Consider the following 22,380-nt stretch of genomic DNA (forward strand, 5'->3'; position numbering starts at 1 on the left):
TGATAATGGACAAGACATTTAATTTAACTAAACGTGAAGATGGTATTGCCGTACTGACCATGGACGTCCCTGGTGAGACGATGAACACCCTAAGAGCTGAGTTCGGACCTGAAATTAGTCAAGTGTTAGCAGAAATCAAGGCCGATAGCAGCATTAAAGGTTTAGTGCTTATTTCGGGTAAGAAAGACTCTTTTGTCGCCGGCGCCGATATCTCAATGCTAGATGCATGTGAAACCGCAGCAGATGCAAAGCAATTATCACAGCAAGGTCATGTGGTATTTAATGAACTTGAGTCATTAACTATTCCTGTCGTTGCTGCAATCAACGGTGCTTGCCTTGGTGGCGGGCTTGAGTTGGCAATAGCGTGTCATCAGCGTGTGTGTAGTGATAACAATAAAACCGTCATGGGTGTACCTGAAGTGCAGTTGGGTCTACTTCCTGGTGGTGGTGGAACACAACGATTACCTAGATTAGTTGGCATTACAACCGCTTTGGATATGATGTTAACGGGTAAACAGCTAAGACCTAAGCAAGCGTTAAAAATGGGATTAGTCGATGATATGGTGCCAGATTCAATATTACTGCAAACCGCAGTTGAGATGGCGCTGAAAGGCAAGCGTGCACCTAAGAAACCTAAGTTGTCACTTGTTAACCGTCTACTCGAAGGCTCTAACATTGGCCGAAATATTATTTTCGACCAAGCAGGTAAACAAGTACAGAAAAAGACCCAAGGTAACTTTCCTGCACCGGACAAAATTATTGACTGTGTTCGACAGGGCATGGCTAAAGGAATGGTAAAAGGACTCGAGGTTGAAGCGAGTCATTTTTCTGAGCTTGTACTATCTAAAGAGTCTGCGGCATTAAGAAGTATCTTTTTTGCAACCACAGAGATGAAAAAAGAGAGTGGTGCTGGCGATGCTAAACCTCGCACCATCAAGAAAGTCATGGTATTGGGTGGCGGTTTGATGGGCGGTGGCATTGCTTCTGTCACAACGACTAAAGCCAAGATCCCAGCTCGCGTTAAAGATATTAGTGAGCAGGGACTCAGTAACGCATTGTCATATGCTTACAAGTTGTTAGATAAAGGAGTGAAGCGTCGTCATATGACGCCAGCTGTGAGAGATAATCTTATGTCCTTGATGACGACAACGACCGAGTATAAAGGCATTAAAGATGCGGATATCGTGGTTGAAGCTGTATTTGAAGATCTGGATCTGAAACATCAGATGGTGAAGGATGTGGAGCGTGAATGTGGTGAGCATACGATCTTTGCTTCGAATACTTCTTCATTGCCTATTTCGCAAATTGCAGAAGCCGCGAGTCGTCCGGAAAATGTGATCGGTTTACATTACTTTTCCCCTGTAGAGAAGATGCCGCTCGTTGAGGTTATCGCCCATAAGAAAACCTCAGCAGAAACGATTGCGACGACGGTTGCCTTTGCCCGCAAGCAAGGTAAAACCCCGATTGTTGTCCAAGATGGCGCAGGTTTTTATGTAAACCGAATTTTGGCGCTCTACATGAATGAAGCCGCGCAGCTTCTTCTTGAAGGCAAATCTGTTGAAGGATTAGATAAAGCGCTGGTTAAATTTGGTTTCCCTGTTGGCCCTATGACACTACTAGATGAAGTGGGGATAGATGTTGGTGCTAAAATTTCACCTATTTTGGAGCGTGAGCTTGGCGATAGATTTAAAGCACCTGCGGCGTTTGACAAGCTACTTAGTGATGACCGTAAAGGCCGTAAGAATAACAAAGGCTTCTATCTTTATGGCAGTAAAGCCAAGAAGGCGAAGCAAGTTGATACCTCAGTTTATGGAATATTAGGCTTATCAACACCGGTTAATAATGGCGCTAACTCCAGTGAACTGGCAGAAGTGTCACAACGCTGTGTAGTACAGATGCTCAATGAGGCTGTCCGTTGTTTGGAGGAGGGGATCATTGCCTCACCACGAGATGGTGATATAGGGGCTATTTTTGGTATTGGTTTCCCACCATTCCTTGGTGGACCGTTCCATTATATTGATACGCTAGGTGCCAAAGACCTGGTTTCTAAGCTTGAAGCTTATCAAGGCGTCTATGGTGATAGATTTAAGCCATGCAATCAACTGGTTGAAATGGCTTCCAGTGGTGCAAAGTTCTTCTCTTGAGTTATATCGAGGCGCTTTGGTCTACTTTTTTTAGTTAGAGTGACTTTTTAAGCTTAAAAATGCGGCAATCTATTGCCGCATTTTTTTGCCTGTACGGAAATAGTTAGCCTATTTCTTGTGTTTTGAGCTGGGGCTAGCTCATGAGAATTTGTGCTTTATTGAGTACTGATAAGCCATCCGTTAAGCACATAGCCGATTCAAGCTTTTGCGATAAGTAGACATGTCTTTTAAAGGGGAGGGGGAAAGTGGGAGATGGTAAGCTGCTTATCTTCATATTTGCTATGAAGAGAATAGTGGAGCAGAAGAAGACGTAATTAAAAATCAACATCAATAAACTAGGCGATGAGGCATATATCGTACTTTTTACATCCCTACCTGTTTTATACCAATCAGTATAAGAAGTTGATCTACTCAGAGTGTTTTTTGGCAAACTAATTCAAGGCGAATGGATGACATAATGGTTGTTCCCTTGTGAGTTCATTCAACACAGAAGTAGGCAGCCAAAAACACTCCTTACAGGCGAGTTTTAGCGGTTCTGATCCTGCGTTAACGAGCTTTACCGTAAATAACTATGCTCTTCACTCGTTGCCTTGCCTCAGGACCGCTAAACTCTCGCTGAGCGATCAAATCTTTATACTGATTGGTATTATTACATCGGTAAGGGCTTTCCGCCTTGGTAGTGACACATTTTTATCCTGCTCAGCTTAGAAAAAAAAATGGAGCCTTAATTAAGCTCCATTTAATCTCTATCGTCACTTTAACGATTATACTTTAATGCCACCAAACTTTTGCAGGGATAACTTCTAGGTGACTAAGTCCTTCAGGAAGTTGTACTTGCTTACGCTCTGTCTTGTTGATAAGGCCAAGAGCTTTCATGATTGAATCAAACATAATCAGTCTCCTAGAGTTTATGCAATGTCAGAGTTGATGAATTTCACGTGGGGAACACCAGCAACTTCTAGAGGCTTGAATTTAACATGAGGAACACCAGCAACTTCTAGAGGCTTGAATTTTACATGGGGAACACCAGCAACTTCTAGAGGCTTGAATTTCACATGGGGAACACCAGCAACTTCTAGAGGCTTGAATTTCACATGGGGAACACCAGCAACTTCTAGAGGCTTGAATTTCACATGGGGAACACCAGCAATTTCTAGAGGCTTGAATTTAACATGAGGAACACCTGCAACTTCTAGAGGCTTAAATTTAACATGGGGAACACCTGCAACTTTCAAAGGCTTGAATTTCACATGAGGAACACCTGCAACTTCGATTGGCTTGAATTTCACATGAGGAACACCAGCAACTTCTAGAGGCTTAAATTTCACATGAGGAACACCAGCAACTTCGATTGGCTTAAATTTAACATGAGGAACACCAGCAACTTCAAGAAGTGATTGATTAGAGTTTGTTGATGGAATGTCAAAAGCCATAGTTGGTGCTGATAATACAAGGGCGATAGATGTAGCTAGTACTTTAATCATATTATTCTTCTCTCAAGTTATTGAAGGCAACAATTGATGCCTTCGAAGTCAGTAAGGTTGTCATTATTTTTGACACTTGAGATAAATGTTGCAGTTGTTGTGCCATGTTTTCAATATCTTGCAATTTTTGTTGCTTTTATTCGGTCTTTAAGTTGCTTTTATGTTTTTTTGTACTATGTCAGGTTCGATAAAATCTAACAGCAGCAGTTTACTAAACTCTGATTCTGTCACTGCTTTGCTGAATATGAACCCTTGTATCTCCTCACAGTTAAGCGCTTTAAGTATGCTCAGTTGAGATGCATCTTCAACGCCTTCACCAACGACAGATAGCCCCATATTGTGCGCAATTGTGATAATAGAATCGACCATTTTTAGATCCCTGTCTGACTTATCAATATCGTCAACAAAAGCTTTATCAATTTTTAATGTATGAATCGGAAAGCGTTTAAGATAAGAGAGAGAGGAATATCCAGTGCCAAAATCATCTAGAGCTAAACTGACGCCCATCTTAGATAATTGCTGCATCACCTTAATTGCTTTTTCTGGCTGTTTAATGACGGTTCCTTCAGTGATCTCTAGCTCTAAGTTTTCAGCTGGTAGTTGGGTCAGTCGTAAAATTGACTCTATTCTTTGCTGCAGATCGGGAAGAGCAAACTGATACGATGATAAATTGACGGCAACTCTCCCATTGAATAAACCTTGGCTTCGCCATTTTTGAGTTGCAAAACAGGCTTTTCTCATAACGAGATCACCAATATCGACAATTAATCCGTTTTCCTCGGCTAAAGGAATAAACTCACTTGGAGGAATTAAACCATGAACAGGATGATTTAGCCTGACTAAGGCCTCCATTCCTGCCATCCTTCCCGTCTTTAAGGCTATTTTTGGTTGATAATAGACTTCAAATAGATCATCTCGCAGTCCTTCACGAATAAGGTTTTCAACTTCTAACTGCCTGATTGCATTTCGATTGATTGATTCTGAATAGAATTGGTAACGGTTGCCACCACCTGATTTTGCATGGTACATGGCAATATCTGCTTTACGCAGCAATGCTTGTTCGTTTTGATCATCTTCAGGATAAAGAACAATACCAATACTGAGGCCAACCACCACTTTTTCGGAAGTAATCTCAAAGGGGCTAACAAAAGCATCGATAACATTATTTGCGATGACTGCGCTGGAGCCAATATCGGGGTTATTATCGACTAAGATGGCAAATTCATCACCACCTAAACGATAAATACTGGTGTGATAAGGGACTGTCGCTTCGATGCGTTTTGCTACTTTAATTAACAGCTCATCGCCCACTTGGTGACCCATGGAGTCGTTAATTTTTTTGAAATTATCGAGATCTAATACCATCAACGTATGGTGAGTGTCTCTTTTAACCAAGTTACCTAGAGTCACCATTAAGCTTGAACGGTTAGGAAGGTTTGTCAGAAGATCATTGTTAGTGAGTTTTCTTAACTCCTCTTCCTGAAGTTTTCGGCGTGAAATATCTGAAAAGACTCCGACATAATGCGAGAGCTGGCCTTGTTCATCATAAATAGCATCGACCGTTAACTCCATCAAGAAACTGGTGCCGTCACCCTTAGCAGATTCGACATCATTACTCCAACTGCCTTGTTGATGTAAAATGGAGCGAATTTGCTCTGAATAACTATCAGGATAGAGGTTAAACTTGAACAGAGAGCCTATAAACTGCTCTTTTGGTATTAAACTCAGGTCACAACAAGCTTCATTAACCTCAACGAAAATGAAGTTATGGTCTAAAATAAACATGCCTTCGGATATATTGGCGATGGCGCGCTCAAATAACCTCAGTTGCTCTTCGGCATTTTTAAAATTGTTTATGTTCTTGATTGTCCCTGTCATACGCAGAGGGTTATCTTTCTCATCTCGTTCGACTATTTTGGCTCTATCTAAGATCCATACCCATTCATCAGACTTCCCCTTCACTCTATATGCTGCTTCAAAATGGTCGGTTTTACTGTCGAAATGATTATTAAGTGCTGTGCTAACACGCTCTTGATCCATAGGGTGGATATTACTCTCTTCACCGCTTTCCCCTGATCTCTGGCCATCTCGGGGAAATTCTAAAGAGCCCCAGATATTAGATCTGTATATCTGTCCGGTCTCAATATCCCAATCCCACATCTCATCGCCGCTTCCCCATAGAGAAAGCTTGAGTCTCTCCTCTGATTTAGCGATCTGTTTCTGGACTTCACGGCGGCGCAGAATGGCTTGTACTATCACGGCTGAAATGATGAGTGTGATAATGAAATAGACCAGCTTTGCTTGTTTAGACAGCCACCAAGGTGGTGTTATCTCTATACCGATACTCTTTATTGGACCATGTCGCAGTGTTAAAGGATCTACGGCGTATACTTTAAAAACATAATCACCAGGAGATAAATTTGTATATGTGGCAGAGTTTGTCCCTTTTGATTCAATCCAAGTATCTGACAAACCATTCATTTGATAGACATACTCTGTATTAGGATAATTACTTTGAGGGCTATTAAATGTAAAGGTAAAAGGGTAATCAGAATACTTCAATTCAATTTTGTTTGTTGATGATAGCCTTTCCTTTAGAATTGCACCTCCAATTTCCTCAGGTGTGTTAAAAATCAGTAGTTGCTTTAAATTGACATTGGTTTCCGTTTGTTTTGACAGGTGATTATTTAGTTTGTTCTGAGATATGCTACTTATTCCTGATATTCCACCTATGAGAATGGTTCCATCTATGTTTATCATCGATTGAGCATTATATTCTGCTTGACTACCATGGTCTTCTGAAAGTTTGATTGTTTTATTGCTGTTAATATCAGTTACAGAGACCTCTTTTATTGAAGATGCGTAAATGTTGTTATCAATACTTGTGATGGAATAAATAGGCTTGTTGTTAGAGTATATTTTAAATATTTCTTTAGAATCTAAGTTATATGATAGTAAAGATGATTCCGTTCCAAAGTAAATGAAATTGTTTTTAATATGTAAGCTGATAACAATTTCTTTGTTGTAGATATTTTTTATTTTATTTTTCTCTAAACTAAATAGTCCGCCTTGTGTAGCAACCCAAACTGTCCCATTAGACTCTTTTATATCGAAAATAGGGTTCCCTTTATCAATTACTTTAGCTTCAATCTGTAGTGTTTTTGTATTGATAATTAACAACTTGCCTGTAGTTGTGCCAGCATACAGTAAGCTTTTATTTGTGGACTCTCCTATCGCGAAAAATTGGTCGTTACTTATACTGGTTTTAACTTTTGTTGCCGTATCTATCATAGATAAACCATTGTCAGTAGCTATGAAAATACTGTCGTTTGATATTAGTATTTGTTTTGGCCCAGTAGTTTCAGAATCATATCTTGTTATCTCTTTATTGTAGATGTCATGCTGTGTTATGTAGTTAGAATCCGTTGCGACATATAGATTAGAATGTTCATCTTGCTTTATTGACCAAACATTACTGTTCGTTAAATTTAGTTTTGATATGATATTTTTTCTTTCTGACTCTTTTATAAATCCAACATTCTGAGTCGTGATATAAGTATTTTCCTTACCAGTTTTTATTTCTGGTTTAGTAAGGTTTTTCCCTTTGATGTTTAGTGTGCCAATCAAGTGATCTGAACCATTAATGTTTACTGTATAGATATTGTAACCGGATAGGGCAAGTAGGTTGGACTCATAAGTGGTTATGCTATCGTAAATATCTGAGCTTATTTTTATTACATTCTGCTCTGAAATAATAAATAGTCCATCATTGTTGTAAGAATAAAGAATGTTATTGTTTTTAATTAAACCTCTTGCGTCAGAAAGTATTGTTTCTTGTTTCTTGTTTATATTTAATTTTAAAATATTACCAAAGTAGTTTCGTATGAAAAAAGTTTTATTCTGTTTTACAATTTCTTTTACTCCTGACAACTCTCCTTTAATCGTACTGGAAATTTCTAAATTTTCATTTACAGTAAATATAGCATTTTCAGTTCCAATGAATATTTCTTTGCCATCTTGGCTCATAGACCATATAGGTAAACCTTTGAAATTATCTTCATATATAAAGTCATTGGTTTTCCGATTGTAGGTAACTAATCCTTTATCTGTACCAATTAAAAGTGTTTGGTTTGAAGTTATTAAAAGGCTTCGGATAAATGAGCTAGGAAGAGAATTAACTGAGTTTGATGATAAATAATGTTCAAACTCTTCACCGTCAAATCTATTCAGTCCATTAAGTGTACCAACCCAAATAAAGCCTTCAGCATCCTCTACAAGTGAGGTCACTGTTGTTTGCGTGAGCCCTTCAGGAACACTATATGAGTTTATTGCTAATAAAACATTGCGTTCAGTAGCAATTGATTGACCCAAAATGAAGAAGGTTAACAGTAAAGATATAATTATTTTCATAAGCGCGTTAGGCATCATTTTTAGTTTAATTATTAGTCAGTAATGCGTTTGTAACAGTTACTTAACCTTACTTTTTCAGAAAGTGACCTATTTGTCAAAGTATCAAGGGTTTTTACTGCTGATAATTATTACTATTTTCATTTCAAAAGCAGTTTTTATTCTTAATAATGTATGCAAACTGGTTTATTGTTGTTTTTTTTGCGTTTTTTTAGCGATTCACACTGTATTGGGTGCGTATTTATGATGATGTGCTATCTTCTCGACTCGCTACCGAAAGGTTAATATTTATGCGAAATAATATTTTTTGTGACGATTGGGCTGGTATTTAATGTGGCGTCAAAGTTGCTAAGACTTCACGGCTACATTTATTACATGACCGTGAGCCTTATTTAGATATTTCTTAAAGATGCTTCAATAGTTGAATTTGGCAGCAGTTTCTTTAAAGTTTCTCAGATCCGTGATCATCTTGTCAGAAGTTAATCGTTCCTGTTGTTGATGATTTTCACCCGTAGTAAAAAGTACTAAACGGTCACTGTGTTTACTGCGCATCTTTAGCATCATGAATTTAATCAGATCAGAACGAGTCAGCTTTGTGATCTCTTCTACAACTAGTTCTCTTTGGTTAAATTCATAGTCTTTGTTTCCTATACTTGACCAATATCGTTGTCCTCGGGTTTTCAAGTTTGAATCATGTTCCATCACTTGGTTAATTAACCCCTGCTTTGTCAGTTCCCATTGTTCATTGGTTATTTGCAAGATGGCATAATTAAAATCAGCAATGAACTCATCAATCGCTTCTAGCAGTTGAAGTGGACCGCATGTTGGAGACTGAATATAAAAGATCATTCCTGGATACCGGTTTAAGGGGAGGTAACCAGTCCCGACCATATAACCTAGTTGCTTTTTGGTTCTTAATTCATGGAAAAAAGTGGATGACATGGTGTGGTTCAATAAACTGAATAAAGCCATCATGTCTGGAGTGGCTGAGTCGGCTTGGTAGTAGACAATGATACTGCTGTCTTGATGGGTGACCATAAGCTCGCGCATTAACGTACCACGTCCCGACAGATTGACAAACTCTCTTTCAGATTCTCTGCTGGGGGAAGAAACTAACGATAAGATATGCTCGAGTCGTTTACCCAGAACTTGAACTTCACTGACTAACCAATCCCCGTATACTAAGCCTTCAAGATGTATCTTCTCATAGAAGCTTCTTACATGATTATGAAGATCATCTAAGGTAATTGATTCAAGTTCTTCTGCCATACGAAATGGCTCGTAACTTCGCTTTTGCAAAGAGACAGTTAGGCTGGTAAAAATTTGTGAGATCGGCTTGGCACGGGTTTGATTATACCAATTTCTTAAGATCTGGCGCTTTATCAGGTCAAATCGATCTTGGGTAAAGTTTCGTTCTCTGGCTTTTTCAATCAATAAGGCGAGTAGGACTTCCTGTTTGCCAGTAAATCCGGTGAGATGAAGCGTGATCCCACCTTGGTGAGGGTAGATGTTATAACTTAACCCCGCGACTTCAGCCTGATAAGTGTATTCGGTGAGGTAATCAAGCAGCATCTCAACATATAGGCGAGTTAACGCGGCATTTCTTGGTGATGAGGCGGCTTGTATCGAGTCTAGAGATAGGTAAAGGTGACCTTTAGGCACATTGAACTCATCATCTTTTCTGTGCCAAATACGGTAACCAGGTTGTTGAGATACAATTACGGGGACTTTCGTTTCACTTTTCTCAACTCTAGCGACTGAGTCGGAGATGATAAAGGGGTTCTGTGTGGGTAATGTCAGTTCAGCACGGATGTTAACCTGGTTCCAACGAGCAAGCTTTTCTTCTGGAATCGATTTCATTTGGTATGGAGTATGGTACCAAGCTGCTTGATTATTGGTTTCTAGCTTAGGTGAAATTATCTGAATACGCATATTTGATGGCGTCATCATATTCAGTATGTTTAAGGTTTCAGTAACATTAAGGCCATCCATTTTATAGTCGCCGAAAACCAAATCTTCGACATCATAATGATGCATGTTAATACTGAGGTGACTGGCGAGATCCAGTGGTTTAATTTGCTCTTGATATTTAAATGCTAACTTGAGGAGATTCGCTCGCTCTTGGTATCGCCACTCTTGCATGGCTTGAGTTTTAATTAATTCAAGATATTCAAACGCACAGTCTATAACAGTGTCGAGTTCCAAAACCCCTTTGTCAGTGAGTTGGATACTGATGTTGAAATCTTTAAAATTATAACCATTGACCCCACCACCTGCAGATAGGTTAACCGCATAGCCATTATCTTTGAGATAGGAGAGCAGGCTGCCATGGCCTTCGTAGCCTAGCAAGTGACTGATGAAAGTGAGCGGTTTATGTTTATAGTAGGGATCAATAGCAGGCAAGGAAAAGGTGATTGCCACGCGCTTTTGATCTTTTATCGGGATGATATTGATGCGTGTTTGCAGTTGCTCTGCTTGGTAAATTGGTACATCTGGGTATTGTTTAGTTAATTGTCGGTCTTCGATACTGTTAAAAAACTCCCCAGCTAGTTTTTCAAGTTCTGTTAGAGGGAGAGGGGCAACGAGACAAAGCGTCATTAAGTTTGCGCTGTAGTGACTGAGGTAAAAGTTAAGCAGTTCAGCTCTTAATTCTGTTTGATCGCCACTTAATGTTTCTAGGTTACCGACAGAGAATTTGGAAAAAGGGTGCTCTGGGTTAACCGTTTCCTTTTGAACTTGATAAGTTCTGCGTATGTCATCTTTCAGTTTGAGACTAAATTCAGATTCGATAGCATGTCGTTCACGATCAACTAAATCTTGGTCAAATAGAGGGGCAATAAAAAATTGGCTGAATCTGTCGAGAGACTCGGCAAAGACGTCTGCGTCAATGCTAAAGAAAAAGTTAGTTTGTTCCGTACCTGTCCACGCGTTATTACTACCACCGTGTTGATTTATGAATGCGTGATACTCGCCAGAATCAGGAAATTTTTCTGTACCAAGAAAAAGCATATGTTCAAGAAAATGTGCCATGCCGGGACGTGAAACAGGATCGTCAAAATGGCCAACATTGACGGCCATTGATGCAGCAGCTTGGCTAGCCAGCTTATCTTCGACCAGTAATACCGACAAATTATTGTCCAATTGAAGGTATTGATAGCGGCGATGATCATTTGGGCTTTTAATTATTTGCAAAGATTCACTCAAGTCGCAAACTCCATGTTGAGACGTTTTTTTGTTACCACTAAGTCACAAAATATGTGTACCACTAGTGGTTATTCATTGCCAAGGTATTACATATTGGTCTCCTTCGCTGAGTTTGGCAAATATCTCACGATCTATTCGACTAATTAATAACTTATTTAAGGTTTTTCCAAATGAGCTTTAGCGCTACAATGTGGGATTAAAATAATAATAATGAGTAGCGAGAGTGGTATGCAGCTATTTTTAATGCGTCATGGTGAAGCAAGTTACCTAGCTCATTCTGACAGAGAACGGACGTTGACCGAAGCTGGTCGGTTTCACACTAGTGAGATGAGTAACTGGTTGGCTAAGTCGGTCGTGGAATTTGATTTGGTATTGGTGAGTCCCTATTTGCGAGCTCAACAGAGCTGGCAAGAGGTCAGTAAACATTTTCCTGAGCCAAGAAAGTGGCTTGTGCTCGATGAGCTTGTTCCATCGGGTGATCCAAGCACTGCAGCTGATTTAACCTTAGCGTATGCAGAGCAATATAAAGCCGATAACGTATTAGTGATAGCCCATATGCCACTACTCGGTTATATGGTGAGCGAATTAGTGGCGGGTACAGAGCCTCCATTGTTTGCGACTTCCGGGGTGTCTCTTATCGATAAAGATGGCGAAAAGACAAATTTAGTCTGGCAACACACTCCTCATTCAATAAGTTAAATCGCATTATTAACAGGGCAATGATACTGGTTAAGCATCATTGAAAATTTTCGAGACTTTCTTGCCCTGTCTTTAGCTCACCACTTGATTATCTTCTGTATGGTTGATCGCCAATATCGATTAATACCAACAACGCAGCATCGCCTCCCCACTCTTTAGGGGCTTTATGAAACGCCATTACATGGGGGTGTTGAGCTAACCACATGGGAATATTTTGCTTTAAAATACCGGTGCCATGACCATGCATGACACAACAGCAGTGGATTTGTTGTTTGATGCAGGCTTGGATCAATGCAGCCAACTCAAGTTTGGCCTCTGATTGACGCATACCATGTAGATCTAACAGCAGATCAGGCTGGTAATCTCCTCGGCGCAAACGTTTAACCTCAAAATTGTCAATATCATCACGACTCCAGCGCATCGCGCCTTCACTGGGCAGGAGTGGTTGATAGGTGTCAGAAAAGTAGCTGTCGGCGTGTAACTGTTGCTCTTTCTCTTCTAGTTGTTTTTTATCTTTCTGAGGCGTGCCAAAATGACGTTTATTCTGCTTAAAGGGGATGATCCCCTCAGTTAACGTTGAAAATAGATCTTGGTCTTCAGTATTGTTTTTCTTATTCATATCACTATTTTCTTTAAATCTATGCTCATTAGCTTTCAATTTGGCCCTCTATTTTATTGAATCCGATGCCATATGAATAGAGTTCAGTTACAATGATTCGGAATAATTATGCTGGAGAGCGTTTTGGATAAGATTTTTGTTGATGAAGCTGTGACTGAACTGCGTACTATCGGAGATATGTTGCGTTGGAGTGTCAGTCGTTTTAACGATGCTAACATTTATTATGGTCATGGTACCGACAATGCTTGGGATGAAGCCATTGCATTGGTTTTTCATGCGCTTCACCTTCCTGAAGAAATTGGTCAGCAAGTAGTAAATTCAAACCTTACCAGTAGCGAAAAACACAAAATTGTTGAGCTGATCCTCAGACGAATTCGTGAGCGTTTACCGGTTCCTTATTTAACCAATAAAGCGGTATTCGCTGGGTTAGAGTTCTATGTTGATGAGCGAGTACTTGTGCCGCGTTCACCTATCGCAGAGATGATTGGTAATCGATTCAGCCCTTGGTTATACAATAAGCCGGTTAATCGTGTGTTGGATCTTTGCACCGGCAGTGCGTGTATCGCCATTGCTTGTGCATACGAATTTGATGAAGCGGAAGTCGATGCGCTAGACATCAGTGAAGATGCGCTTGAAGTGGCGCAGATTAACATCGAAACCTTAGGCGTGATGGACAGGGTTTTCCCGATGGAGTCGAATCTGTTTTCAGCCATTCCTAAAGGCGCGCATTATGATCTGATCGTCTCAAATCCTCCTTATGTCGATGCTGAGGATATTGATGATATGCCACAAGAATATCACCATGAGCCAGCGATTGGTTTAGCTTCGGGTCGAGATGGTTTAGAGATCACTAAGCGAATTTTAGCCAATGCTGCAGATTACCTGACTGAAGATGGGATCTTAGTGGTAGAAGTGGGCAACTCCATGGTTCACCTCGATGAGCAATTTCCTGACGTACCTTTTACTTGGGTCAGTTTCGAAAATGGTGGCGACGGGGTGTTTGTACTAACCCGTGATCAACTTCTTGAAAATGAATCCGTGTTCGCTATCTACAAAGATACCGAATAATCGTTCGTTACGAATCTGAGCATAAAAAAGGCTAACGAATATGTTAGCCTTTTTTAATTCTGTTACTCCAAGCGCATATGGGCTAATCTCAGGGAGTGTATGTAATTTAGAGTATTTTAATCATTAGTTCAGAGGTAGATAAATAGGATGTCGGGAAACAGTATTGGTCAAAATTTCGTGGTAACAACGTTTGGCGAAAGCCACGGTGTTGCTTTAGGCTGTATTATTGATGGATGCCCACCGGGTCTCGAGCTCAATGAAGCCGATATGCAGCATGACTTAGATCGTCGACGTCCGGGCACCTCTCGTTATACCACCGCCAGACGTGAACCTGATGAAGTCCGTGTGCTGTCCGGAATATTTGAAGGTAAAACCACGGGTACTTCGATCGGACTGTTGATTGAGAATACCGATCAACGCAGCAAAGATTACTCCAACATTAAAGATCTTTTTCGTCCAGGTCATGCAGATTATACCTACCAACAGAAATACGGTTTAAGGGATTATCGTGGTGGCGGACGTTCATCTGCACGTGAAACCGCAATGCGGGTTGCAGCAGGCGCTGTTGCTAAAAAATACCTCAAGCAAGTTCATGGTATCGAGATTAATGGTTTCCTATCTCAACTTGGTCCTATCAAGGCTGAGACCATCGATTTTACTCAAATTGAGCAAAATGCATTTTTCTTTCCTGACGCATCAAAGCTCGATGAACTCGATGAGTACATGAGAGATCTTAAAAAGAGTGGCGATTCTATCGGTGCAAAAGTGAGCGTTATCGCCACTGGCATACCAGTAGGATTAGGTGAGCCAGTCTTTGATAGACTTGATGCCGAAATCGCGCATGCACTTATGGGCATTAATGCTGTTAAGGGCGTTGAGATTGGTGATGGTTTCGAGGTTGTCACTCAAAAAGGCTCAGAACACAGAGATTTAATGTCACCAGAAGGCTTTGCTTCTAACCATGCTGGCGGTATTTTAGGTGGCATATCTTCAGGTCAGCCTATAGTGGCTCATATTGCCATGAAGCCGACATCGAGTATCAGCATTGCCGGCGAGAGCATGACGGCTCAAGGTGAGAGCGCAGAGGTGATAACCAAAGGGCGCCATGATCCTTGTGTTGGCATTCGCGCAGTGCCAATTGCAGAAGCGATGTTAGCGATAGTCCTAATGGATCATCTGCTCAGACATCGAGCTCAGAATATGGATGTGAATTGCGATACACCGATTATCGGAATGCGATAATCTTGTGTGTTTAGCTCGAGTGAATATTTAGAGGCGCATTAAGCGCCTTTTTTATTGTCTTTTTCATCAAGAATGTTGAAAAATCTGCTTACTGTTTAGCCCGCTTGACGTTAACATAGCGCGACCCTATGACACATACATAATTCAAATAAACTCAATGACTCAAACCTCCCTTGCTAGTGTGCAGTTGCGTTGGATAAGCGCCTGCTATTTTTTCTTTTTCGCTATTTTAGGCGTGATGGTGCCATACCTTGGTGTCTTCTTCGAAAATAGAGGCTTTAACGCGCAGGAGATCGGTTTTTTACTCGCCATCTTAATGGCGACCAGAATCATTGCACCGAACATTTGGGCCATGGTTGCGGATAGAACTGGGATGCGGGCTCAATTGGTAAAGTGGGGTGCAGCAGCTGCAGCCGTGAGTTATCTGACTTTCTTTTATAATGGTAGCTTTACCTATTTAGCTGTTAGTTTGGCCATATATACCTTCTTCTGGAATGCCATTTTAGCGCAGCTAGAAGTGATAACTCTTGAAACATTAGGGGAAAATACCTCGCGTTACGGTTCAATTCGTAGCTTTGGTAGTTTAGGGTATTTGGTTTTTGTTGTGGCCGTTGGTTTTGCCATTAGTGCGTGGGGGACAGAAATCTTACCCTATGTCGGAATGACCCTCTTTATCGGGTTACTCTTAAGCGCTTTGCCGTTGCCATCAGAGCGAGTGGTGACGAAACATCGGTTTGATAAACCTAAACTCGTGCTGGATAAAGCGCTATTTTGGTTTCTGGCCTCAGCCACATTATTACAGATGAGTGCAGGGCCATTTTATGGCTTCTTTGTTTTGTACCTTAAGCAATCAGGTTACAGCGAAGCGTTAGCCGGCATATATGTGGCATTAGGCGTGCTCGCTGAGATTTTAATGTTTATGTTAGCGCCACGTTTATTAGGGCGCTTTGGGGTAAATCGACTCTTAATCGTGAGTCTGGGTTTTACGACGGTGCGCTGGTTGTTGATGGCATATTTTGTTGAAAGCTATATCCTATTGGGCGTTAGCCAGCTATTGCATGGGTTTACTTTCGGTTTGGTGCATGCAGCTTCGATTCAGTTTGTGCATCGACATTTTGACATCAGTCATCGCAGTAAAGGCCAAGCACTTTATGCTAGCCTCAGCTTTGGTGTTGGCGGTGCGCTGGGTACTTGGTTGTGTGGCATGATTTGGGGTGATGGCTCTGGTGCATCACTTGCGTGGATTGCGGCGGCGGTTTGTGCGTTTATCTCTATGTTAGCCATATTCTTTATACCCAATGCAGACAAGAGTCGGGCTTAAGTCCTGACCTTATTATAAATTGAACAAGGATACTTAATGACAATTCGATTTCGTTTAGGCTTGATCATCAACCCTCTTGCAGGATTAGGCGGCAGTGTTGCATTAAAAGGCAGTGATGGTGTTGCGGCTGAGGCTATCGCCAGAGGTGCAGAGCCAAAATCCCATCTGCGTATGCAACAGGCGCTTGAGGTGATATTACCTTATCGAGATCGTATTGAGATCATTACCGCATCGGGCCCCATGGGGGAGTCTTTAGCCAAAGAGATGGGATTTGATGTCAGAGTTGTACATCAAGCCAATCAAGAGACGTTAGCGACAGATACCCAAGCGGTAGTTAAGGTTTTGTTGGATGAAACCTTAGATCTTTTGCTGTTTGCAGGTGGCGATGGTACGGCGCGTGATATCTACAGTGTTGCTGGGGATTATCTGCCTGTGTTGGGCGTTCCGGCGGGAGTTAAAATCCATTCTGGCGTGTATGGGATCACGCCTCATGCCAGTGGTACAGTGGTTAAGATGTTACTCGATGGCGAGCTTGTGAGCCTGATGAATGCCGATGTGATGGACATTGATGAAGTCGCCTTTAGGCAGGGCACTGTAAAAGCGCGTCGTTATGGCGAGATGTTAGTGCCTGCTGAACCTCGATATATTCAATCGGTAAAGATGGGGGGAGTAGAGGTCGATGAGCTGGTGTTACTCGACATTGCTGCAGAAGTCCTCGATACCATGGAAGATGAACTGTACATCATGGGGTCGGGATCCACTGTTGCCGCGGTGATGGATGAGCTTAATCTTGAAAATACCTTGCTAGGTGTCGATCTGGTTCGCGATAGAGAGCTGGTGGCGTCTGATCTCAGCGCTGCTCAATTGCTTGAACAGACCCTTAATCAACCGGTAAAATTGGTCATCACGTTAATTGGTGGTCAAGGGCATATTTTAGGCCGAGGAAACCAGCAACTGTCCAGTGAACTGATAAAACGGGTCACAAAAGACAATATTATTATCCTGGCAACTAAAAGTAAGCTAAAAGCACTTGAAGGACGCCCATTAATTGTGGATAGTGGCGACCCAGAATTAGACAGAGACCTGTGTGGCTATTATCGCGTCATTACGGGTTTTCATGATCATGTGATGTATCAGGTGGCGAATCCCGATCTGGTATAAACACCGTTAAATTAAATTGAAATAAATTTTGCAGCTTGCTGTAAGTAAAAATAGTGGAGTTATCTATGTTAGAGCAGTATGAAACAACCTTGTATGAGTGGATTGAAGATATCGTTGCTCAAGGTAATGAAGATTCCCTGTTTGCCAGTGGTTATCTACAAGGACATTTTGCTGTGGCCATTTCACAACTTGAAGCTGAAACTGAACAAGATTTTTCAGCTTTAAGTGAAAAGATGGATGTGTGTATGGAACTGGCTAAAGAAGAATTGGCCGATACCGATTACGCACTTGTTGACTCTGCATGGAAGCAGCTTAGTGATCGACTAGCCGCGTGAGTTCTGAGCGTAATAGTGTGGTTCAGATAGGGCTTGTTAACCCTAAGAGTCCAACCAATGTGGGCGGTATAATGCGCGCTGCGGGCTGTTATCAAGCTGATGCAGTGTTCTATACGGGCAACCGATATGAATTGGCGGCCAGAAGTGGCAATGCTCAATACAATACGGATACCAAAAGAGCAGGGCACCATATTCCGCTTCAGCGTGTCGAGAGTCTACTTTCGGCGAAAGCCGATGGCGTGAAAATTGTTTGTGTTGATCTCGTGGTGGGCGCGATTCCTCTGCCTGAATTCATCCACCCAGAAAAAGCGCTGTATGTGTTTGGTCCTGAAGATGGCACCATAGGTCAAGAGATTGTCGATCATGCCGATGCCGTGGTGTATGTGCCGACTGTCGGTTGTATGAATCTGGCAGCGTCGGTGAACGTATTGCTTTATGACAGACTCGCCAAATCAGCGAGCCAGATTGGCAATGATGAATTGATTAAGCGCAGCCGAGATAATAACAATCGGGTGAGAGTGAAGTCATAACGACGAGCTTATTCATTCATTGTTATCGCTCACCATCAAGAGACAATAAAAAACCCAGTAACTCACGTTACTGGGTTTCTTTTTAGCGTATGTTGAAGATTAATCTAAACGGCAATTTAGTAAGTCGTCACCATTACGTGTACATTCAACTTCGACCCACTTACCGTTAAACTTAGCTAATGTATTATCTGATGAGGTGTAGCCCCATAAGCTGTTGTTGCTTACTGGGCCTTCTAAGCTGATGTTGCTCTGCTCAAATTCGCGCTCAATCTCTTTAACTAACCAGTGTGCAGGTGTCACAGTGGTGGCTTTTACTTCAATGCCTTCTACATCTACCCAAGCATTGTTGAGTGTTGCAGCTGTTAAGCCATCGTCATAATAAGTGCCAGCATCTAAGGTAAATTCAATACCATTGATAGTGAATACATCATTGGTCACTTGTGCTAGTCCTTCGACAGACAGTTCACGCACAAATGGCTGTGGGATTGTGCCTGTTGCATCTTCAAACTCAATTTCGGTGGCTTCAAGTCCCATTCCTTTTGAAATCAGATCGACGCTGATAACACGACCGTTTTTCAAATCAACTCGCTTACCGTCTTCAAATTGGGTTGTTGGTGTGACTAGAATTCTTGTGCGACTATCAATCTCGAAATTATTTTGTTCAGCATTTACCCAAGTCACCACGCCTTCAATTTCAGCGTCATTAAAGTCCATCTCATTTTCGATGTCGACTTCTTCAGCAAAGAGGGTAAGATTTTGGCTGTCATAACGACCTTCAACTTCAACCCATTGGCCATTGGCAAGTTGATTGGCTAAAAGGTCAAATTCAGCATTAGTGTAATTGACGATAACCTTGCCAATGTTGAACTGATGCGCGACTTCATTTAGCTGTGATACACGACCTTCAATTTCAGAGTCCTGTGTGGTTACGCCAGCAGGTGAGGTAACAGATGATGCTAACCAGCTACCATCACTTTGTAGCTTGGCAGAGATCATCACCCAAGTACCAATGGCGATATCATTTCTGAGTTGAGGTTGAGCTGAGGTAAATTGTACTCCGTTAACCGTGATAGTATCTTTGCCAATTGCAGAGACGATGCCAGTAAACGCAGGGTTTAATGCAATGGCTTTAGCATTATTGTTTGCAGTGAGTATTTCGACTTGCATACCTTTGGATATTGCATCAGTAGTCAGTGTATCTTGCTGATAAGAAACCATTGTGCTGGCGGTTGCCAGCGTACGTCCATTGACTGTAATCGTTTGGTTAGTAGGTGAAATGCTATCTACAGTGCCAAAAATTTTAGCTGGAGTCGGCGTTGGGATTGGAGGCGTTGTGTCGCCGTTAGAGTCGCTGCCACCACCACATCCAACAACAAAGGTTGCGAGTATGCTTGCCAATACTACATTTTTAACACTGGTATTTTTCATTAGTCGTTTTACCTAAAATTCAATGAGATAGATTGCTTATTTGTATTATAATGTCGCGAGCGTGAAGGTATCGTGAAGAAAGAATAAAGGCGTAAAATCTATGAAAGTGCTAATTGTCGAAGATAATCACAATGTATCTGAAACTATTGCTGATTATTTAGAACTTGAGGGCATGGTTGTCGACTGTGCATATCATGGCGAGAGTGCCATCAAGCTTATTGGTGACAACTATTATGACGTGATTATCATGGACATCATGATGCCTAAGCTAGACGGTATCTCTACCGTGAAAAAACTGCGACAAGAGCTGTTTTGTCCGACGCCTATTCTATTTTTAACGGCAAAGGATCACCTAGAAGATAAAATTGCGGCATTTAATGCGGGCGGGGACGATTACCTGCTTAAGCCATTTGCGTTAGAAGAGTTAAGTTTACGTCTGCATGCCCTTGATATCAGAGGGCCAAGACGTGATGTTGGTCAGGTCACTTTTGCAGATATCGTCATTGATACCAGTACCGATAAAGTGAGTCGCGATGGTGTCGCCATAAAGTTGAGTCGTACTCAGCTGAAGATTTTAAAGTTGCTGCTTAAACATGCGCCAGCAATCGTCAGTAGAAAAGAACTCATTCAAGCACTGTGGGGTGATGAATCCCCTGATAGTGATTCGTTACGAAGCCATGTATATGGTTTAAGAACTGCACTGGATAAAGGGTTTGATGAATCCAGACTAGAAACATTACATGGACAGGGCTACAGAATTAAAGCATAACCGCTATTGTACCGAACCGTGTTTACTCATACGAAATCGAGAACTCAATGGATAAGATCCCAATCGCTGACCATCGTCACTTCCCAAGCTTCTACTGGAAAATTCGCTGGAGTTTCGGCTTGATGACCTTGCTGACTTTTAGCTTATTTGGGTCACTTATCTATTTTGCAGAGGATAGACTTGAAGTGTTGAGCCTACATCATTGGCTTGATACTGAAGCGAGTCAATATGCAAAAAGTTATGAGCAATTTGGTTTAAAAGCACCGCTACCGAATAGGTCGGAGTTCAAGAGTTACTGGAGTGAAGAAAAGGTACCTGATTGGCTCTCCCAATACACAAAAATGGGCTTCTACGAACATTTAATTGGCAGTGAAGATAAGCATTTCATTGTTAGCGAACATCCTTCAGGCAAAGGTTTGCTCTATATTGTTTTTCAAGATGATGCGGATGACTATTTAGATAATTATGAAGCAGAACTGCACTATTTAACCTTTTTCCTCGGCGGCTTTCTAATAATCGCGATGTTGTTTTACGGGCTCTATTTTGTGCGTACTCTGTCGAAGCCTTTGGCTAAAATTCAGGAAAAAGTGAGTCAAATGCCACCGGGAAATCCACTATTTGATGTTGAAACTAAATTTCGTGAAACACGCGAAATTGAGAGCACTCTGCTTGAAAGTAAAATCAATATCAGTAACTTCTTTATTCGAGAAAAGGAGTTTAGTCGCTTTGCCTCCCATGAATTAAGAACGCCGATTATGGTGATTAAGGGCTCTACTGAGCTGTTACAAAAAATCCCAGATTTGCCACCTCTTGCCACTAAAGCCATTGCGCGTTTAGAGCGTGCCAGTGATGAGATGGAACTACTTACTGAGACCTTTCTCTTACTGGGACGTTCATCGATTGAACCAAGGTATATGGCAGTGCAATCTCTGGAAAATTTACTGTCTAAACAGATCGGTGAGCTGGCGATATTATTTGCTAAAAATGATGCCAGCTATCAGCTTAAGGTCAGTGAAACAAGTGAAGTGTACGCTCCGAAAAGTTTCATTACGGTTATCATTAACAATCTGATTAAAAATGCCTTTAGTTACAGTCTTGGTGATATCGACATTAACCTCGCAGGTACTAAGCTTACGATCTGCAATCGCCATGATGGTCATGATGTGTATAACGAAGGTTATGGCTGCGGATTAGTCATTGTAGAGCGAATATGTGAGCGTATGGATTGGACGTTTGAACATGAAAACAGCGCCGAGTTTTATACCGCGGTAGTTAATTTCGCGGTCAATATCGAAACGTAAACTCGCTTTGTTCGTTAATGAACAAAGCGATGTCACACACCATCTTTTACATTACATTCATGTGTAAGGTTAAGCGTGAAACTACAGGGCTTTGCCCTTAATTAATTTACGCATCCACATGCGGTTGGGGTTCAGCATATCCAGGGTTGGTCCATCGAGTGGGATTATTTCACCGCAAAGTTGCGCGGCTAATGCCTCTGCCGCTAATGGACCAGAGGTGATCCCGCGGGATCCCAGACCACCTAAGATAAACAGACCTTGATGGATTGGCGCTGGCGTTTCCTGCCAATACTTGATACTGGCTTTGGTGTGTTGATGCTCTTGGTAATTGACGAGTATTTCATCGAGATCAGGTGCACATCCCATCATCGGTGCATGATCGCGAGTCACCATTCTCACGCCAATTCGCGCACTGTGACCGCTGATATCCACATCTTCCGTCCAGCTCTTATCTGGGTAACTTTGTTCAACCTTGTGTAAGTTTTCTATTTGCTCATTTGGGCAATACTCAAGGTGCTCAGGATTTTTAATGTAACTTGCACCTGTACGTGCGACCTGAGGTCGTATGAAGCGCTGTTCACCGCGATAAGAGTGAACCATCTGTATCACTAGATGACCCTAAGACTCTGAATAAAGCAGCGAGTCTGACAATGTAACGAAGTCCATTG

16 protein-coding genes are annotated in these 22,380 nt (G+C 41.6%); 10 read left to right on the plus strand and 6 right to left on the minus strand.

Features of this window, described 5'->3' with window-relative positions; all coding sequences use genetic code 11:
* Positions 1-5 precede the first annotated feature (5 nt).
* Positions 6-2,144, plus strand: a complete 2,139-nt coding sequence (gene fadJ, locus FN961_RS22615; protein ID WP_144042421.1) for a fatty acid oxidation complex subunit alpha FadJ — start codon at positions 6-8, stop codon at positions 2,142-2,144.
* Positions 2,145-3,052: 908 nt separating this feature from the next.
* On the opposite strand, the gene FN961_RS22620 is transcribed toward fadJ, so the two are convergent.
* The 3 genes from FN961_RS22620 to FN961_RS22630 form a co-directional block, all read right to left on the minus strand.
* Positions 3,053-3,628 (minus strand): hypothetical protein, encoded by a 576-nt coding sequence (locus FN961_RS22620; RefSeq protein ID WP_144042422.1) that lies wholly within the window; start codon positions 3,626-3,628, stop codon positions 3,053-3,055.
* Positions 3,629-3,775: 147 nt separating this feature from the next.
* Positions 3,776-8,056: an EAL domain-containing protein gene (locus FN961_RS22625; RefSeq protein ID WP_144042423.1), complete on the minus strand. Its 4,281-nt coding sequence runs from the start codon at positions 8,054-8,056 to the stop codon at positions 3,776-3,778.
* A 393-nt stretch (positions 8,057-8,449) separates the two neighbouring features.
* On the minus strand, positions 8,450-11,239 hold the full coding sequence (locus FN961_RS22630; RefSeq protein WP_144042424.1) for an insulinase family protein: 2,790 nt from the start codon (positions 11,237-11,239) through the stop codon (positions 8,450-8,452).
* Positions 11,240-11,467: 228 nt separating this feature from the next.
* On the opposite strand from FN961_RS22630, the gene sixA reads away from it, so the two are divergent.
* A complete protein-coding gene (gene sixA, locus FN961_RS22635) occupies positions 11,468-11,938 on the plus strand; it encodes a phosphohistidine phosphatase SixA (protein WP_144042425.1) in 471 nt (156 codons plus the stop codon).
* Positions 11,939-12,026: 88 nt separating this feature from the next.
* Here the strand turns inward: sixA and smrB are convergent, their stop codons facing one another.
* Positions 12,027-12,557, minus strand: coding sequence for an endonuclease SmrB (smrB, locus tag FN961_RS22640; RefSeq protein WP_144042426.1), 531 nt, complete (start codon positions 12,555-12,557; stop codon positions 12,027-12,029).
* 123 nt (positions 12,558-12,680) lie between these two features.
* Here smrB and prmB point away from each other — a divergent pair, with 123 nt between their 5' ends.
* The 6 genes from prmB (at position 12,681) to FN961_RS22670 (ending at position 18,214) form a co-directional block, all read left to right on the plus strand.
* Positions 12,681-13,625 carry a 50S ribosomal protein L3 N(5)-glutamine methyltransferase gene (prmB, locus tag FN961_RS22645; protein WP_144042427.1) on the plus strand — a complete coding sequence of 315 codons (945 nt, stop codon included), beginning with the start codon at positions 12,681-12,683 and terminating at the stop codon, positions 13,623-13,625.
* 147 nt (positions 13,626-13,772) lie between these two features.
* Positions 13,773-14,867 (plus strand): chorismate synthase, encoded by a 1,095-nt coding sequence (gene aroC / locus FN961_RS22650; protein ID WP_144042428.1) that lies wholly within the window; start codon positions 13,773-13,775, stop codon positions 14,865-14,867.
* A 157-nt stretch (positions 14,868-15,024) separates the two neighbouring features.
* Entirely contained in the window at positions 15,025-16,188 is a 1,164-nt protein-coding gene (locus FN961_RS22655; RefSeq protein ID WP_144042429.1) for an MFS transporter, read from the plus strand.
* Positions 16,189-16,224: 36 nt separating this feature from the next.
* A complete protein-coding gene (locus FN961_RS22660) occupies positions 16,225-17,349 on the plus strand; it encodes an ATP-NAD kinase family protein (RefSeq protein ID WP_144042430.1) in 1,125 nt (374 codons plus the stop codon).
* A 65-nt stretch (positions 17,350-17,414) separates the two neighbouring features.
* Positions 17,415-17,684, plus strand: a complete 270-nt coding sequence (locus FN961_RS22665) for a YfcL family protein (protein WP_144042431.1) — start codon at positions 17,415-17,417, stop codon at positions 17,682-17,684.
* Positions 17,681-18,214: an RNA methyltransferase gene (locus FN961_RS22670; RefSeq protein WP_144042432.1), complete on the plus strand. Its 534-nt coding sequence runs from the start codon at positions 17,681-17,683 to the stop codon at positions 18,212-18,214. Before FN961_RS22665 ends, FN961_RS22670 begins: the two co-directional genes overlap by 4 nt.
* A gap of 99 nt (positions 18,215-18,313) precedes the next feature.
* On the opposite strand, the gene FN961_RS22675 is transcribed toward FN961_RS22670, so the two are convergent.
* Positions 18,314-19,642, minus strand: coding sequence for a DUF5666 domain-containing protein (locus FN961_RS22675; protein WP_144042433.1), 1,329 nt, complete (start codon positions 19,640-19,642; stop codon positions 18,314-18,316).
* Between the two features lie 100 nt (positions 19,643-19,742).
* On the opposite strand from FN961_RS22675, the gene FN961_RS22680 reads away from it, so the two are divergent.
* Positions 19,743-20,411, plus strand: a complete 669-nt coding sequence (locus FN961_RS22680) for a response regulator transcription factor (protein WP_144042434.1) — start codon at positions 19,743-19,745, stop codon at positions 20,409-20,411.
* A 47-nt stretch (positions 20,412-20,458) separates the two neighbouring features.
* Positions 20,459-21,712, plus strand: coding sequence for a sensor histidine kinase (locus FN961_RS22685; protein ID WP_144042435.1), 1,254 nt, complete (start codon positions 20,459-20,461; stop codon positions 21,710-21,712).
* A gap of 81 nt (positions 21,713-21,793) precedes the next feature.
* Here FN961_RS22685 and mnmC1 read toward each other — a convergent pair whose 3' ends face one another.
* On the minus strand, positions 21,794-22,321 hold the full coding sequence (gene mnmC1 / locus FN961_RS22690) for an FAD-dependent 5-carboxymethylaminomethyl-2-thiouridine(34) oxidoreductase MnmC1 (RefSeq protein ID WP_342353821.1): 528 nt from the start codon (positions 22,319-22,321) through the stop codon (positions 21,794-21,796).
* Between the last annotated feature and the right edge of the window lie 59 nt (positions 22,322-22,380).

Origin of the sequence: Shewanella hanedai, from assembly GCF_007197645.1 — a bacterium.
GTDB lineage: Bacteria > Pseudomonadota > Gammaproteobacteria > Enterobacterales > Shewanellaceae > Shewanella > Shewanella hanedai.